The following is a 14,504-nucleotide window of genomic DNA, read 5'->3' on the forward strand; positions in this document are numbered from 1 at the left end:
TGCTCGGCATATTGATACCGGCTTGGTACCGGCGCCGGTGAAGGTGTTCGCGTTGGGGCACAGAGCAGACGGAGAAGCCGTTTGCGTCCTTCACGCGGAAACATTGCTCCTCCTCCACCGTCACCCACGGCGCCGGAAACCGCCGAAGGTTATCCATCACATCCTTCGGTTTGCCGGAGTGCCTCTTATCGGCTTGCCGGACGCATAGGTCGGGCGTTCCTTCGCCGCCCGCACCTGCCGGTCTCGCTCGGCGCAAAGGTCGTCAACCTTGCTCAGCATGCGCTGAAGCAGGGTCTCAGCCGAAGCGGCTGATACCCCGGCCCGTTGAAGCTGGAGGATTTCCTTGCGCTGGCGGCCGATCTGCGCGCGCATATGCCCGATTTCCGAGCGGAGATATTCGAGTGTGGGCATGAGCAAACCTGGGATGCTGCCCGAATAGAACGAACCAAGAACTCAGAGTCAAGCGCTGCTGAGCGGCCGCGCATCAGACCTTCAAGGTGGTTAACGTTACAAGACTCGGAAGACGTACTGCCTAGGGCCCACCCCGGGGGTGCAGCTGGGGGTCGGTCCGGGTAAATGGAAAATAGTTCAACAGATACAATGATGCATGGCGGAGAGAGTGGGATTCGAACCCACGGTACGGTTTCCCGCACACACGCTTTCCAAGCGTGCGCCTTAAGCCACTCGGCCATCTCTCCGGAGCGCACTCTCTTGAAGGGGCGCCGGTGATTTTGCAAGGGATCGCGGGGAAATCGGATGATTTTTCCGTAAGATATTGTACTTTATAGACAATATCAGGCGCCACGGCGACGCTTGGAACCGGCCGCCCGCTGAACCGGCGGCGGGTTTGGCGCGACGATTCACTCAAGACCGTCAAACACGTCCGGGGGCACCATGACCATCCGCAACACCATTGCCGCGCTGAGCCTGATTTGGGCCCTTGCCGCTGCCTTCGCCGGACCGGCCGCCGCCCAGGTCTGCACCCGGCACGGGGTTGATGTCAGCTGTGACGACGGACGGCGCGGGATGCTTTCGGGCGATGCCATCCTCTGGCCGGACGGCACGCGCTCGAGCGCGACGCCGCATCAAAGCGTCATCATCGGCCACAAGAGCTCAGTGCATGTCGGGCCCGGCGTGTTCGTCGGCCAGGGCAAGGGCATGGTGCCGCTCGACGATCCGAACGCGCCGAACAAGCGGCAGTGTGCGATTCTGGAGGGCGTGTCGTACTGCTATTGAGGCTGTCGTCTTCGCCCCTGCCCTCGCTGTAAAGAACGGGGGAGAAGAAGACTAGATCAACCGCACGCCTGAGATCGCCGACTTGAGCCAGCGCAGCGCTTGCGGCGGCTGGTTGGCGAGCGGCGCGACTGCAGCCTTCTCCGTCCGGCACTTCTCCAGTTCAGCGACGAAATCCGCCGACCATTGCTGGATGGTGTGGCCGCGCAGCTTCTTCATCATCGCATCCCAGCGCATCTTGCGCTCGGTGAGCGGCATCGCCGCCGCGACCGCGATCGCGCGCGCCATGCCGTCGATGTCATGCGGATTGACCAGCAGCGCGGCGTCGAGCTCGTTGGCCGCGCCGGCGAATTTCGACAGCACCAGCACGCCGGGATCAGCCGGATTTTGCGCAGCGACGTATTCCTTGGCGACAAGGTTCATGCCGTCGTGCAGCGGGGTCACCACGCCGATCTGCGCGGTGCGATAGAGGCCCGCGAGCACGGCCTGGCTAAAGCCCTTGTTGAGATAGCGGATCGGTGTCCAGTCGGCCTCGCCGTGGCGGCCGTTGACGTCGGACACGAGCCGCGCGACCTCGTTCTGCAAATTGCCATAGGCTTCGATGGCACCGCGCGAGGGATTTGCGATCTGTAGCAGCGAAATGCTGCGCGCAAAGTGCGGATGCTCGGTCCAGAGCCGATCGAACGCGCTGATGCGGTTGACGAGGCCCTTGGAATAGTCAAGCCGGTCGACGCCGATCGCGAGCCGCTCGCCGTTGAGACTGCGGCGCAGCCGCGACACGTCCGGATGCGACGCCGACTTCGCCGCGTATTGCGCGAACTTCTCGGCGTCGATGCCGATCGGAAACACCTCGCAGCGTGTTCGGCCATGCTGCGAGATCGCAACGCCGTCTTCGACGGCGAGGCCGAGTTCGCCCGCGACATAGCTGAGAAAATTCTGGCAATCGTCATTGGTCTGGAAGCCGATCAGGTCGTAGGCCAGCATCGCCGTGATCAGCTCACGATGATTGGGCACGCCCTGCATCACCGCGGCGACAGGCCATGGCGTATGGAGGAAGAAGCCGATCGGATCGTCGACGCCGAGATCCCGCAGCTCCGCACCGAGCGCGAGGAAATGATAATCCTGCACCCAGAACGCGGTTTGCGCTTTCCGGAAGCGCATCAAGGCGCGCGCCATGAAGGCGTTGACCTCGCGATAGCTGACATAGTCGTCGCGCGAGACGCGGATCAGATCGCTGCGCGAGTGCAGCGCCGGCCACAGCGCCGAATTGGCAAAGCCCTCGTAATAGCCGCCATAGTGCGCCGCCGGCAGGTCCAGCGTCGCAATCGCGCCCGAACCCAGTGCTTCGATCTCGGCAAACGGCTCCTTCTGATGACCGTCACGCACACGGCCCGAGGAACCCACCCAGATCGCGCCCGAATGTTCCACAACGGGTAGCAAGGCCGCCGCGAGACCGCCCGTCATGGGCTCATTGGGCTTGCCGCGCGCGACGCGATTCGAAACGACGACTAAGTTCACAGGTCGTCCCCTCCTGTTTCATTCCACCCCATTTAACTGCCGTTCATCAATATGGTTCCTGATCATCCTTTGCACCAATTGAAACCAAAATCGGGCGTGCGCGTTGGAACCGGTTTACCTCCAGGCAACCTGACGATTTCGCTACACAAAGCCGGATTTGGAACCGTGGCGCGCGCAGCATGAAGCGACGCGCTGGAGGAATTACGCACGCGATATGTGGCTCCGAGATGTCGGTGCCTTATTCCAACCTTGAGTCGTCGAGCAGCCGCGCAAGGAACGTGCGCACATCGTTCGGGGCGTCGAAGTGCCCGTTGACCCCCATAGCGCGGCGACCAACCGAAAAGGCGAGCCCATTCATGTCGGGCATGATCGCGAACACGGTTTCGTCGGTGACGTCATCACCGATGAAGATCGGACGGCGCCCCTTGAAAGGCTCGTGCTTCATCAACTCGCGCACGCCGGTCGCCTTGGTAAAACCGGAATGCTTGATCTCGCAAACGAACTTTCCGGGCAGCACCTCGATCGGCGCATTGGGCAGGTCGGCGCGGATCAGCGAAACGGCTTCGTAGATCGCTTTCTCCGCATGCGGCGCAAGGCGGTAGTGCAGCGCCAGCGAATAGCCCTTGTCTTCGAGCAGAATGCCGGGACTGAGCTTGGCCACCGCCGCGAGCCGCCGCTTCAGCTCCTTATCCAGCGGCGGCGCGCTGACGGCATCGGCTTCGTTGTCAATGGAAAGCCGCATCTCGGCGCCGTGGCCGGCGACGGCGCGAAAGACATCGGGCGCGAAGATCAGGTCGATGTCGTTGAGCGAACGCCCGCTGACCATCGCCAGCGCGCCCGACGTGCGCTCCGTCAGCCGGTTCAGCGTTTCCGACAGGCCTGGCGGCACCCACACCTCACGCGGCGTCGGCATCAGGTCGAGCAGTGTCCCGTCGATGTCGAGCAGGATCGCTGTTTCATTGAGATGCGGCACGAGTGCGTGGGGCACCGGCACCGCATCGGGCGCTTCATCGTCGACCATGGTGCGCTTTAGATCCAATTCAGCCAGTTCCGATTTCATAGTCTACTCCATGGACGCAAGCGGCCGCGCGATTTCTTCGAGCGATCTGCGTTCCGCCGAGATGGCATAGCGCCACGCCACGATCGCGGCCGCGATCATCAGGAACGCCCCCAGCAAATAGCCTGCGAACACGCTCGTGCGTGATCCCGTGTCGATCAGCGCCCCGAACAATGCGGGGCCGATCACGCCGCCGATGCCGGTGCCCACCGCATAGAACACCGCGATCGCGAGCGCGCGGACTTCCAAGGGAAAAGTCTCGCTGACGGTGAGATAGGCGGCGCTCGCGGCGGGCGAGGCAAAGAAGAAGATCACCATCCAGGCGATGGTCTGCCCTTGCGCGCTCAAGGCGCCGATCGAGAACAGATAACCCGACAGCGCCAGCAACACGCCCGACGCGCCGTAGGTGAACATGATCATGGTCCGGCGGCCGAGCGTATCGAACAGGCGGCCGAGCAGCAGCGGACCAAGGAAATTGCCGGCGGCGAAGGGAAGCAGATACCAGCCGACATGATCGGCGCTGATCCCGTAAAAATCGGTCAACACCAGCGCAAAGGTGAAGAAGATGGCGTTGTAGAAGAAGGCCTGCGCGATCATCAGCACGAGGCCGACCATCGCGCGCTGGCGATAGACCGAGAACAGCGTGTGCACCACCTCGCGGATCGGCGTGTGAGTCCGCATTTTCAGGCGGATCCTGGCGAAACGCGCGTGGCTCGTCTCCTGGCCGTGTCCGAGCACCGAGCGCTCGACCTCGTCGACGATCGCGTGGGCCTGGTCGGGACGGCCGTGGATCATCAGCCAGCGTGGACTCTCCGGAATCCACATCCGCATCAAGAGCACGACGAGGCCGATGGCCGCGCCGATGAGATAAGCGAGGCGCCAGCCGAGATCGGGGCCGATCACCGCGGGATCGAGCAGCACGATGGCCGCCACGGCGCCCATGGCGGCACCGATCCAGAAGCTGCCGTTGATGACGAGATCGGTCCAGCCGCGATAGCGCGCCGGCACCAGTTCCTGGATGGTCGAATTGATCGCAGTATATTCGCCGCCGATGCCGGCGCCGGTGAGGAAGCGAAACAGCGCGTAGCTCGCGACATTCCATGACAGAGCGGTCGCGGCCGTCGCCGAGAGATAGAGCGCGAGCGTGATGAAGAACAGCTTCTTGCGACCGATGCGATCGGTCAGCCAGCCGAAGCCGAGCGCGCCGAGCACCGCGCCCGCGAGATAGGCGGAATTGGCAATGCCGAGATCGAGATTGGAGAAATGCAGGGAGGGGCTTTGCTTCAGCGCGCCGGAGAGCGCGCCGGCCAAGGTCACCTCGAGGCCATCCAGAATCCAGGTGATGCCGAGCGCAAGCACGACGCGGGTGTGAAATCCGCTCCACGGCAGCGCGTCAAGCCGTGCAGGAATGCTGGTTTCGATGATGCGATCGGCCGCGGCCACCGTGGAGACCACAGGTCCATCGTTCGGCGCTGGGCTTCGCTGCAATTCCATCGCGTTGTTGCATCTGACCAATGGACATGGCCCCGGTTCACATGGCGTGGATGGGGGCGATCCGATCAAGGGGGTGCGGCATTCCGCCTGCCACCTGCGACAACGTCTGCGGCAGGGGCGGGTTCCAGCAGGAACGACCGCTGACGGCGCTGGTTTTCGGTGGAGCCGCAAGGAGTTGACGCATGGCTCATGCCAGAAAGACGACACATTCTCGCAAAACATCGGCGCGCAAGAGCACCAGACGCGCCGCACCGAAGCGCTGGTCACAGCGCGTGACGAAAGAGAGCGACGCGCTCGACCTCAAACAAGGCGTGTTCAAGCTGACCAGTGCGAAGGAGATCGCGGCTTCGTTGAAGCGCTCGGCCGAGCACAGCGCGCGTCGCAAGACCGGCGCCTACCGCTCGGCGCTGTCGATGCTGACGTTCTACATCAACCGCGCCGGCAAGACGCTGCCGCAGACGCAGCGCACGCGGCTGGAGCGGGCAAAGGTGGAGCTGAAGCGGGCGTTCGGGAGGGAGTGAGCGCCAGGTCGTCCTGGACAAGCGCAGCGCCGATCCAGGACCTATTACCCCAGGGAGCGGTTTGGCGATGACTCGGAGTTGGCAGTTCGCCCGGCAACTCCGCCTTGGGTAATGGGTCCTGGATCGGCGCTGCGCTTGTCCAGGACGACGGCGGAGGCGTGGCGCGAAGGTCGAGCGCTACGCCGCCCGGATATTCCCCATGAAGCGGTCGAGCTCGGCGCGCAGGCGGGTGCTTTCGGACGACAGCGTCTTGGCCGAATGCAGCACCTCTTCCGAGGCCGAGCCGGTTTCGGCGGCGCCGCGGTTGACCTGGCCGATGTCGGTGGCCGCGGTCTGGGTGCCCTGCGCGACGGTCTGGACGCTGCGCGCGATTTCCTGCGTCGCGGCGCCTTGCTGCTCCACCGCGCTCGCAATCGAGGTCGAGATCGACGAGATCTGGCCGATGGTGGCGCCGATCTCCTTGATCGCCGCAACCGACTCGGCCGTGGCGCCTTGCATGCCCGTGATGTGCGAGGAGATCTCGTCGGTGGCCTTCGCGGTCTGGCTCGCGAGCGACTTCACTTCGCTGGCGACCACTGCAAAGCCGCGGCCGGCTTCGCCGGCGCGTGCCGCCTCGATGGTCGCGTTCAGCGCCAGAAGATTGGTCTGCTCGGCGATCGCCGTGATGAGCTTGACGACTTCGCCGATCTGCTGGGCGGCATGCGAGAGCTTGCCGATGCGATTATCGGTCTCCTTTGCCTGCACCACGGCAGCTTCGGCAATGCGGCTGGAATCGCGGACCTGACGGCCGATCTCCTCGACCGAGGCCGAGAGCTCTTCGGTCGCGGTCGCGACCGACTGCATGTTGCTGGAGGCCTGCTCGGAGACGTCGGCGACCTGGCTCGACAGGCTCTGCGTGGTCTCGGCGGTGCGGGTCAGCGTCGAGGCCGCCGATTCCAGCTGCACGGCGGAAGCCGAGACGTTGGAGACGATGGCACCAACCGCGCTCTCGAAATCATCGGCGAAACGAATCAGCTCGGAACGACGGCTTGCGGCCTGCTCCCTGTTCTGAAGTTCGTTGGCGGCGGCATCGCGCTCGGCCTTGGCCACGGCCTGCACCTTGAATTCTTCGACCGCGCCGGCCATCTCGCCGATCTCGTCCCTGCGGCCGAGGCCCGGCAGCACGACGTCGAAATTGCCCGCGGCAAGCTCGCGCATCGCCTTGCACATCGCGATCATCGGACGCGAAATGCCATTGCCCAGCATCAGGGCGAGCGCAGCGCCGACGGCAAGGCCGCCCAGCGCCATCATCAGCATCAGCCGCTCGGTCTCGCCGATGGTGGCATTGGCGTTGACCTCGATGCGCTGCTGATCCGCCGTCAGCTCCGATCGCAGCTCACCCGAGAGCTTGAGAATGGACGCGGCTGTCTTGGTCATCTCGCCGTTCAGCTTGACGATGACCTTCACGTTCTCGGTGAGCTTTGAAAAAGAGGCGCGGTACTGCTTGAGGAGATTGCTGATCTCGGTGACGCGGTCGGTGATCTTCTGGTCGTTGGCATAGATCGAGACCAGCAGGGTCTCCAGGAATTTGATGCGGGCGGTCACGCCGTCGGCGGTCTTCGGCTCCGGCTTGGCGACGAAGGCGCTGACCGAGGTGGAGACCGCCAGATATTGCGATGTGATATCCTTGGCCGTACCCTGAACCGAGTTCAGGCCCGCCAATGCCGCGGTATCGGCAAGATCGTCGAACTTGAACCGGATCTTGTTGCCGACGCTGTTGAGCTCCTCGGTCGCGATCTTGCCGTTCTCGCGCGTCAACGTGATGATCTCGCCGAACACCTTGGTGAAGCTCTTGAAGTCGGCCTCGAGCCTGCCGACCTGCTCGCGGCGGGCTGCGCCCGTGGTGGCCGCCGCCGACTTGGCGATCGCGGCCCTCAAATTCTCTTCAGCTGCTTTGGCTGCGGTCTCATCATCCGCCGCGCCGGTCAGCGTGTAGGCCCGCGCCAAGCCCTGGTAAGCGATCAGCTCGCGATCGACCGTCCGCGCAAGGTCCGCTTCGGCGACGCTGGAGCGGTAGGAGGCCACGGCGGCCTGAATCCGCTCGAAGCCGAAATACGCGAAAGCCATGCTGACGGCGAGGATGGCGAGCACCGCCACGAAGCCGAGGATGATTTTTGCGCGAAAACGCAAGGTGAGCAGCTTCGATCTGGTCGGCTTCGACTTGACGGGCATTCCCCACCCCATTCCATTCGCGGAAAACCAGGCGCAGCCCGGAAGCAGCCCGCTTCCTGACGCGTGAGCACGGTAAATGGCAAAGGATAAGCTGCGGTAAATTTGTGGCGCCGCAACCGGCGGTTACGTGACGCAGGGTCTCGTCGTCCTGGCCTCGTGCGCAATCGCGCACGGGGGGCCGGGACGGCTGAGCGCTTACGCCGCCCGGATATTCCCCATGAAGCGGTCGAGCTCGGCGCGCAGACGGGTGCTTTCGGACGACAGCGTCTTGGCCGAATGCAGCACCTCTTCCGAGGCCGAGCCGGTTTCGGCGGCGCCGCGGTTGACCTGGCCGATGTCGGTGGCGGCGGTCTGAGTGCCCTGTGCGACGGTCTGGACGCTGCGCGCGATTTCCTGCGTCGCGGCGCCTTGCTGCTCCACCGCGCTCGCAATCGAGGTCGAGATCGACGAGATCTGGCCGATGGTGGCGCCGATCTCCTTGATCGCCGCAACCGACTCGGCCGTGGCGCCTTGCATGCCCGTGATGTGCGAGGAGATCTCGTCGGTGGCCTTCGCGGTCTGGCTCGCGAGCGACTTCACTTCGCTGGCGACCACTGCAAAGCCGCGGCCGGCTTCGCCGGCGCGTGCCGCCTCGATGGTCGCGTTCAGCGCCAGAAGATTGGTCTGCTCGGCGATCGCCGTGATGAGCTTGACGACTTCGCCGATCTGCTGGGCGGCATGCGAGAGCTTGCCGATGCGATTATCGGTCTCCTTTGCCTGCACCACGGCAGCTTCGGCAATGCGGCTGGAATCGCGGACCTGACGGCCGATCTCCTCGACCGAGGCCGAGAGCTCTTCGGTCGCGGTCGCGACCGACTGCATGTTGCTGGAGGCCTGCTCGGAGACGTCGGCGACCTGGCTCGACAGGCTCTGCGTGGTCTCGGCGGTGCGGGTCAGCGTCGAGGCCGCCGATTCCAGCTGCACGGCGGAAGCCGAGACGTTGGAGACGATGGCACCAACCGCGCTCTCGAAATCATCGGCGAAACGAATCAGCTCGGAACGACGGCTTGCGGCCTGCTCCCTGTTCTGAAGTTCGTTGGCGGCGGCATCGCGCTCGGCCTTGGCCACGGCCTGCACCTTGAATTCTTCGACCGCGCCGGCCATCTCGCCGATCTCGTCCCTGCGGCCGAGGCCCGGCAGCACGACGTCGAAATTGCCCGCGGCAAGCTCGCGCATCGCCTTGCACATCGCGATCATCGGACGCGAAATGCCGGTGCCGAGCAGGAAAGCGAGGACCGCGCCGAGCAGCGTACCGCCGACGGCCAGCATCAGCACCAGTTGCTCGGTCTTCCCGATGGTCGCTTCCGATTCGGACTCCAACCGCTGCTGCTCGGCAACGAGGTCCGCCTTCATGGTGGTGGCACCCTGAAGGATCGCGCTGGCCGAGCCGCTCATCTCGGTGACGAGCTCGTCGATCATCTTGGCGTTGGCGATCAGTTTCTCCAGCGATTCCCGATAGGCACCGAGCAATCCCTTGGCGTCCTTCAGGCCGGCGACGATCTTGTCGTCCATGGAATAGACCGCGTTGAGCGAGTTCTCGACGAATTTCAACCGCGCCAGCGCGCTGGTCGCGATCGCCTGGTCGGACGTCAGCACGAAATTGGTCGCCGCCCCGCTCGCGGTCTGGAATTGGGCGTTGACCTGCTTGGTCCCGAACTCGATCGCCTGCGCCTCGGAATCGGAGGCATTGTTGCCGATGTCGTCGAGCTTGTATTTCAGGAGGTTGGCGTTGCGCATGAGCTGGTTCTGCACCAGCAGCGCGCTGTCACGCTTGGCCTGGAGGACTTTCGCGAAGGTCGCGGAGAAGTTGGAAAACTCCTTGGCGAGCTTGTCCAGACTTTCCTGCCGCGCCGGCTTCTTGGCGCTCTTGACCGCCTGGTCGATGGCGCTCTTCAGGCCGGTCTCCGCGTCCAGCGCCGTCTTGGCGTCGTCCTCCTTGCCGGTGACGACGAAATATCTGACGGCCGAGCGATAGGCGAGCAGCTCCCGGTCGATGTTACGGGCGAGATCGGCCTCGGTGACACTGGTGCGGTAGGACCCGACCCCGGACGAGACCCGCTCGAAGCCAAAATAGGAGAAGGCCATGCTGCCGGCGGAGATCACCAGCACCGCGGCAAAGCCCAGAATGATCTTGGCGCGGAACCTGAGGGTCGGCATTATTGTGCGCTTCGACGACGACGCGATACGCCCGGACATTCCCACCCCCATTTTCATTCAGCCGAGATCCGGTGGCGCCCCGCCCCCTGACCTGGCTGCGCAAAACTAAGGCAGAATCGATAAGGGGCGGTAAATTCGGTGCGTCCGCAGAGCTTCCGGCTCTATCGGCCAAGGCGGACTGCAAAGGCGAGCCGGATAGGGATATAGAGGCTGGCATCCCAGCTGGCGCCCCGGAGCCGCAACCCGATCCGGCCGACTCGCCCCCCAAACCAATGTTGGGCATTCTGGATCAATGACTTTTCCATGACGCGGGCGGCCAAAATCGTAGTTGCAAAGTTCCGGGTCGCTGTCTCTAATTAGAAACAATCAAAATCGATCCCGGGAGGACTTCAACCGTGTCTACAGTCAAACTGACGGTGAACGGCAAGGCCGTTGCTGTCGACGTCGAGGACCGCACGCTGCTGGTTCAGCTGCTGCGCGACCACCTCAACCTCACCGGAACCCATGTCGGCTGCGACACCAGCCAGTGCGGCGCCTGCGTCGTCCATATGGACGGCAAGGCGATCAAATCCTGCACCATGCTGGCAGGACAGGCCGACGGCGCCAGCATCACCACGATCGAAGGCATCGCCAAGGGCGACGAGCTGCACCCGATGCAGGCGGCCTTCCGCGACAATCACGGCCTGCAGTGCGGCTATTGCACGCCGGGCATGATCATGTCGGCGATCGACATCGTGCACCGCTATGGTGGCCAGCTCGACGAGGCCACCGTCCGCCACGAGCTCGAAGGCAATATCTGTCGCTGCACTGGGTACCACAACATCGTCAAAGCCGTGCTGGATGCGGCAGGCCGCATGAAGGTCTCGCAGGCGGCCGAGTAAGCGGCCCGCCTCGAAACAAGAACGATCGCCGCCGCTTTCGAGGGAAAGCGCGGTCAAGACAAATTCCGGTCGGGAGGACCAGACATGGGCGTTGAAGGCATTGGCGCGAGCGTCGTGCGCAAGGAAGACAAGCGTTTCATTACCGGCAAGGGCCGCTACGTCGACGACATCAAATTGCAGGGCATGACCCATGCCCATTTCATCCGCAGCCCGCACGCGCATGCCAAGGTGAAGGGGATCGATCCCGCCGAGGCGCTGAAGATGCCGGGCGTGGTCGCTGTGCTGACCGGTCAGCAAATCGTCGACGACAAGGTCGGCAACCTGATCTGCGGCTGGGCCATCACCTCCAAGGACGGCAGCCCGATGAAGATGGGCGCATGGCCGGCAATGGCGCCGGAGACGGTGCGCTTCGTCGGTCAGGCCGTCGCAGTCGTGATCGCCGAGACCAAGAATCTCGCACGCGACGCGGCCGAAGCCGTGGTCGTGAACTACGAAGAGCTGCCCGCGGTCGCCGACGTCCACGCCGCGATCAAGTCCGGCGCGCCGCAGCTACATCCCGAAGCTCCAGGCAACCAGGTTTATGACTGGGTGATCGGCGACGAAGGCGCCACCGATGCGGCCTTCGCCAAGGCCGCCAACGTGGTGAAGCTCGACGTCACCAACAACCGTCTCGCGCCGAACGCGATGGAGCCGCGCGCGGCAATTGCCGATTACGATTCGGCGGAAGAGCATTTCACGCTCTACACGACGTCGCAGAATCCGCACGTCGCCCGCCTCGTGCTGTCGGCGTTCTACAACATTGCACCCGAGCACAAGCTGCGCGTGATCGCACCCGACGTCGGCGGCGGCTTCGGCTCCAAGATCTTCATCTATCCCGAAGAGATGGTGGCGCTGTGGGCCTCGAAGAAGGTCGGCCGCCCCGTAAAATGGACCGGCGACCGCACCGAAGCCTTCCTCACCGATGCGCATGGCCGCGACCACGTCACCCATGCCGAGATGGCGTTCGACGCCAACAACAAGATCACCGGGTTGAAGGTGAAGACTTACGCCAATTTCGGCGCCTACATGTCGCTGTTCTCGTCGTCGGTGCCGACCTATCTGTACGCGACGCTGCTGTCGGGCCAGTACAACATCCCGGCGATCCATGCCGAGGTGGTCGGGGTCTACACCAACACCACGCCGGTCGACGCCTATCGCGGCGCCGGCCGCCCCGAGGCGAGCTATCTGATCGAACGTCTGATGGAGACGGCGGCGCGGCAGTTGAAGGTCGATCCGGCCGCGCTGCGCCGGACCAACTTCATCACCCAGTTCCCGCACCAGACGCCGGTGATCATGGCTTATGACACCGGCGACTTTAACGCCTCGCTCGACGCCGCGATGAAGGCGATCGACTATGCCGGCTTTGCCGGGCGCAAGGCCAAGGCGAAGGCCGACGGCAAGCTGCGCGGCATCGGCGTGTCCTGCTACATCGAGGCCTGCGGCATCGCGCCGTCGAAGGCCGTCGGCAGCCTGGGCGCCGGCGTCGGTCTGTGGGAGTCCGCCGAAGTCCGCGTCAACCCGGTCGGCACCATCGAGGTCCTGACGGGATCACACAGCCACGGCCAGGGTCACGAGACCACGTTCTGCCAGCTCGTAGCCGAACGCCTCGGCGTTCCCATCAGTCAGGTCTCGATCGTCCATGGCGACACCGACAAGGTGCAGTTCGGCATGGGCACCTATGGCTCGCGCTCGGCCGCCGTCGGCCTCACCGCGATCCTGAAGGCCATGGAGAAGATGGAATCCAAGGCCAAGAAGATCGCCGCGCATGCGCTGGAAGCCTCGGAAGGCGACATCGTCATCGAGAACGGCGAGTTCAAGGTCGCCGGCACCGACAAGGCGATCGCCTTCCCGATGGTCGCACTCGCGGCCTATACCGCGCACAATCTGCCCGACGGGATGGAGCCGGGCCTGAAGGAAAGCGCCTTCTACGATCCGACCAACTTCACCTTCCCGGCCGGCACATATATCTGCGAGCTCGAGGTCGATCCCGGCACCGGCAAGACCTCCTTCGTCAACTTCGTCGCGGCCGACGATTTCGGCCGTTTGATCAACCCGATGATCGTCGAGGGCCAGGTCCATGGCGGTCTTGTGCAAGGCATCGGACAAGCGTTGCTCGAGCACGCGATCTACGACGCCAACGGGCAGCCGGTCACGGCCTCGTTCATGGACTACGCCATGCCGCGCGCCGACGACGTTCCCTCGTTCAACCTCTCCCACACCACGACGCTGTGCCCGGGCAATCCGCTCGGCATCAAGGGTTGCGGTGAGGCCGGTGCGATCGGGGCGTCAGCGGCCGTGATCAATGCGATCACGGATGCGATCGGCAAGAACAATCTGGAAATGCCCGCAACCCCGGACAGGGTGTGGCGCACGATCCACGCGGCTTAAGGGAGGAACGAAGATGTACCAGACCGTTTATCATCGCGCGTCCTCGGTTGACGAAGCCGTCAGCCTGTTCTCCAAGAGCAGCGAAGCCAAGTTCCTCGCCGGCGGCCAGACGCTGCTGCCGGTGATGAAGCAACGCCTCGCCAGTCCGTCCGACGTCATCGACCTCGGCAAGATCAAGGAGCTGCAGGGCGTCGAGCTCTCGGGCGACGTGCTGACCATCAAGGCCGGCACGACCTATTTCGACATCATGCAGAATGCCGACGTGAAGAAGGCGATTCCCGCAATTGCCTATCTCACTTCGGTGCTCGGCGACCCCGCCGTGCGCTATCGCGGCACGATCGGCGGCTCGATCGCCAACAACGATCCCGCCGCGGATTTTCCCGCCGCACTGCTCGCGCTCGGCGCCACCGTGAAGACCAACAGGCGGTCGATTACGGCGGATGACTTTTTCCAGGGCATGTTCACGACCGCGCTGGAGGAGGGCGAGCTCATCACCGCCGTGTCGTTCCCGGTTCCGGCGAAGGCTGGCTACGAAAAGATGCGCCATCCTGCGTCTCGCTTTGCGCTGACCGGCGTGTTCGTCGCGCAGACGAAGTCGGGCGAGGTTCGGGTGGCCGCCACCGGCGCCTCGCAAAGCGGCGTGATGCGGGTCCCGGCCATCGAAACGGCGCTGAAGGCGAACTGGTCACCGTCGGCGATCGACGGCGTGAGCATTTCGGCGAGCAATCTGCTGGCCGACATCCACGGCACGGCGGAGTACCGCGCCAACCTGATCAAGGTGATGGCGCAGCGCGCGGTGGCTGCCGCTCGCTGACCATCGGGCCTTAGCGCCTCGACGCAATTTTCCACGGCGCGCACTTCGGTGCGCGCCGTTTTATTTTAGCCACGCGACATGAAAACCGCTTGCCTCACTGGCGTGAAGGCGAGAAAAGTTAATCGGCCAATTAACTCGCCCCGCAGAGGAAC

The 14,504-nt window shown here is 64.0% G+C and carries 11 protein-coding genes and 1 tRNA gene; 5 read left to right on the forward strand and 7 right to left on the reverse strand.

The features are described 5' to 3' along the window. Window positions 1-156: 156 nt before the first annotated feature. A complete protein-coding gene (locus IVB36_RS18935) occupies window positions 157-411 on the reverse strand; it encodes a hypothetical protein (protein WP_247295581.1) in 255 nt (84 codons plus the stop codon). A 197-nt stretch (window positions 412-608) separates the two neighbouring features. Then, window positions 609-698 (reverse strand) — tRNA-Ser (locus IVB36_RS18940). A gap of 196 nt (window positions 699-894) precedes the next feature. Between IVB36_RS18940 and IVB36_RS18945 the strand changes: the two genes are divergently transcribed. Further along, on the forward strand, window positions 895-1,236 hold the full coding sequence (locus IVB36_RS18945; RefSeq protein WP_018452861.1) for a hypothetical protein: 342 nt from the start codon (window positions 895-897) through the stop codon (window positions 1,234-1,236). Window positions 1,237-1,287: 51 nt separating this feature from the next. Here IVB36_RS18945 and IVB36_RS18950 read toward each other — a convergent pair whose 3' ends face one another. The 3 genes from IVB36_RS18950 to IVB36_RS18960 form a co-directional block, all read right to left on the reverse strand. Continuing rightward, window positions 1,288-2,751 carry a trehalose-6-phosphate synthase gene (locus tag IVB36_RS18950; RefSeq protein ID WP_018452860.1) on the reverse strand — a complete coding sequence of 488 codons (1,464 nt, stop codon included), beginning with the start codon at window positions 2,749-2,751 and terminating at the stop codon, window positions 1,288-1,290. 238 nt (window positions 2,752-2,989) lie between these two features. After that, window positions 2,990-3,811 carry a trehalose-phosphatase gene (gene otsB / locus IVB36_RS18955; RefSeq protein WP_018452859.1) on the reverse strand — a complete coding sequence of 274 codons (822 nt, stop codon included), beginning with the start codon at window positions 3,809-3,811 and terminating at the stop codon, window positions 2,990-2,992. Window positions 3,812-3,814: 3 nt separating this feature from the next. After that, window positions 3,815-5,302, reverse strand: a complete 1,488-nt coding sequence (locus IVB36_RS18960; RefSeq protein ID WP_026232409.1) for an MFS transporter — start codon at window positions 5,300-5,302, stop codon at window positions 3,815-3,817. A 182-nt stretch (window positions 5,303-5,484) separates the two neighbouring features. Here IVB36_RS18960 and IVB36_RS18965 point away from each other — a divergent pair, with 182 nt between their 5' ends. Continuing rightward, window positions 5,485-5,823, forward strand: coding sequence for a DUF3175 domain-containing protein (locus IVB36_RS18965; protein ID WP_018452857.1), 339 nt, complete (start codon window positions 5,485-5,487; stop codon window positions 5,821-5,823). A 177-nt stretch (window positions 5,824-6,000) separates the two neighbouring features. On the opposite strand, the gene IVB36_RS18970 is transcribed toward IVB36_RS18965, so the two are convergent. Both IVB36_RS18970 and IVB36_RS18975 read right to left on the reverse strand, forming a co-directional pair. After that, window positions 6,001-8,034 (reverse strand): HAMP domain-containing methyl-accepting chemotaxis protein, encoded by a 2,034-nt coding sequence (locus IVB36_RS18970; RefSeq protein WP_247298112.1) that lies wholly within the window; start codon window positions 8,032-8,034, stop codon window positions 6,001-6,003. Between the two features lie 195 nt (window positions 8,035-8,229). Further along, window positions 8,230-10,269 (reverse strand): HAMP domain-containing methyl-accepting chemotaxis protein, encoded by a 2,040-nt coding sequence (locus IVB36_RS18975; protein ID WP_247338801.1) that lies wholly within the window; start codon window positions 10,267-10,269, stop codon window positions 8,230-8,232. A gap of 356 nt (window positions 10,270-10,625) precedes the next feature. Here IVB36_RS18975 and IVB36_RS18980 point away from each other — a divergent pair, with 356 nt between their 5' ends. The 3 genes from IVB36_RS18980 (at window position 10,626) to IVB36_RS18990 (ending at window position 14,352) form a co-directional block, all read left to right on the forward strand. Next, entirely contained in the window at window positions 10,626-11,111 is a 486-nt protein-coding gene (locus tag IVB36_RS18980) for a (2Fe-2S)-binding protein (protein ID WP_026233199.1), read from the forward strand. Between the two features lie 84 nt (window positions 11,112-11,195). Next, window positions 11,196-13,538, forward strand: coding sequence for a xanthine dehydrogenase family protein molybdopterin-binding subunit (locus tag IVB36_RS18985; protein WP_018456580.1), 2,343 nt, complete (start codon window positions 11,196-11,198; stop codon window positions 13,536-13,538). Between the two features lie 13 nt (window positions 13,539-13,551). After that, a complete protein-coding gene (locus IVB36_RS18990; RefSeq protein ID WP_018456581.1) occupies window positions 13,552-14,352 on the forward strand; it encodes a xanthine dehydrogenase family protein subunit M in 801 nt (266 codons plus the stop codon). Window positions 14,353-14,504: the final 152 nt, after the last annotated feature.

The organism is Bradyrhizobium sp. 35, from assembly GCF_023073215.1.
Lineage (GTDB): Bacteria > Pseudomonadota > Alphaproteobacteria > Rhizobiales > Xanthobacteraceae > Bradyrhizobium > Bradyrhizobium canariense_D.

What these genes read in the sequence shown, in the direction of transcription:
- IVB36_RS18945 (WP_018452861.1), top strand. Translation starts at nt 895, where the DNA reads ATGACCATCCGCAACACCATTGCCGCGCTGAGCCTGATTTGGGCCCTT.
- IVB36_RS18975 (WP_247338801.1), bottom strand. Translation starts at nt 10,269, where the DNA reads ATGTCCGGGCGTATCGCGTCGTCGTCGAAGCGCACAATAATGCCGACC.
- IVB36_RS18935 (WP_247295581.1), bottom strand. Translation starts at nt 411, where the DNA reads ATGCCCACACTCGAATATCTCCGCTCGGAAATCGGGCATATGCGCGCG.
- IVB36_RS18970 (WP_247298112.1), bottom strand. Translation starts at nt 8,034, where the DNA reads ATGCCCGTCAAGTCGAAGCCGACCAGATCGAAGCTGCTCACCTTGCGT.
- IVB36_RS18960 (WP_026232409.1), bottom strand. Translation starts at nt 5,302, where the DNA reads ATGGAATTGCAGCGAAGCCCAGCGCCGAACGATGGACCTGTGGTCTCC.
- otsB (WP_018452859.1), bottom strand. Translation starts at nt 3,811, where the DNA reads ATGAAATCGGAACTGGCTGAATTGGATCTAAAGCGCACCATGGTCGAC.
- IVB36_RS18990 (WP_018456581.1), top strand. Translation starts at nt 13,552, where the DNA reads ATGTACCAGACCGTTTATCATCGCGCGTCCTCGGTTGACGAAGCCGTC.
- IVB36_RS18965 (WP_018452857.1), top strand. Translation starts at nt 5,485, where the DNA reads ATGGCTCATGCCAGAAAGACGACACATTCTCGCAAAACATCGGCGCGC.
- IVB36_RS18985 (WP_018456580.1), top strand. Translation starts at nt 11,196, where the DNA reads ATGGGCGTTGAAGGCATTGGCGCGAGCGTCGTGCGCAAGGAAGACAAG.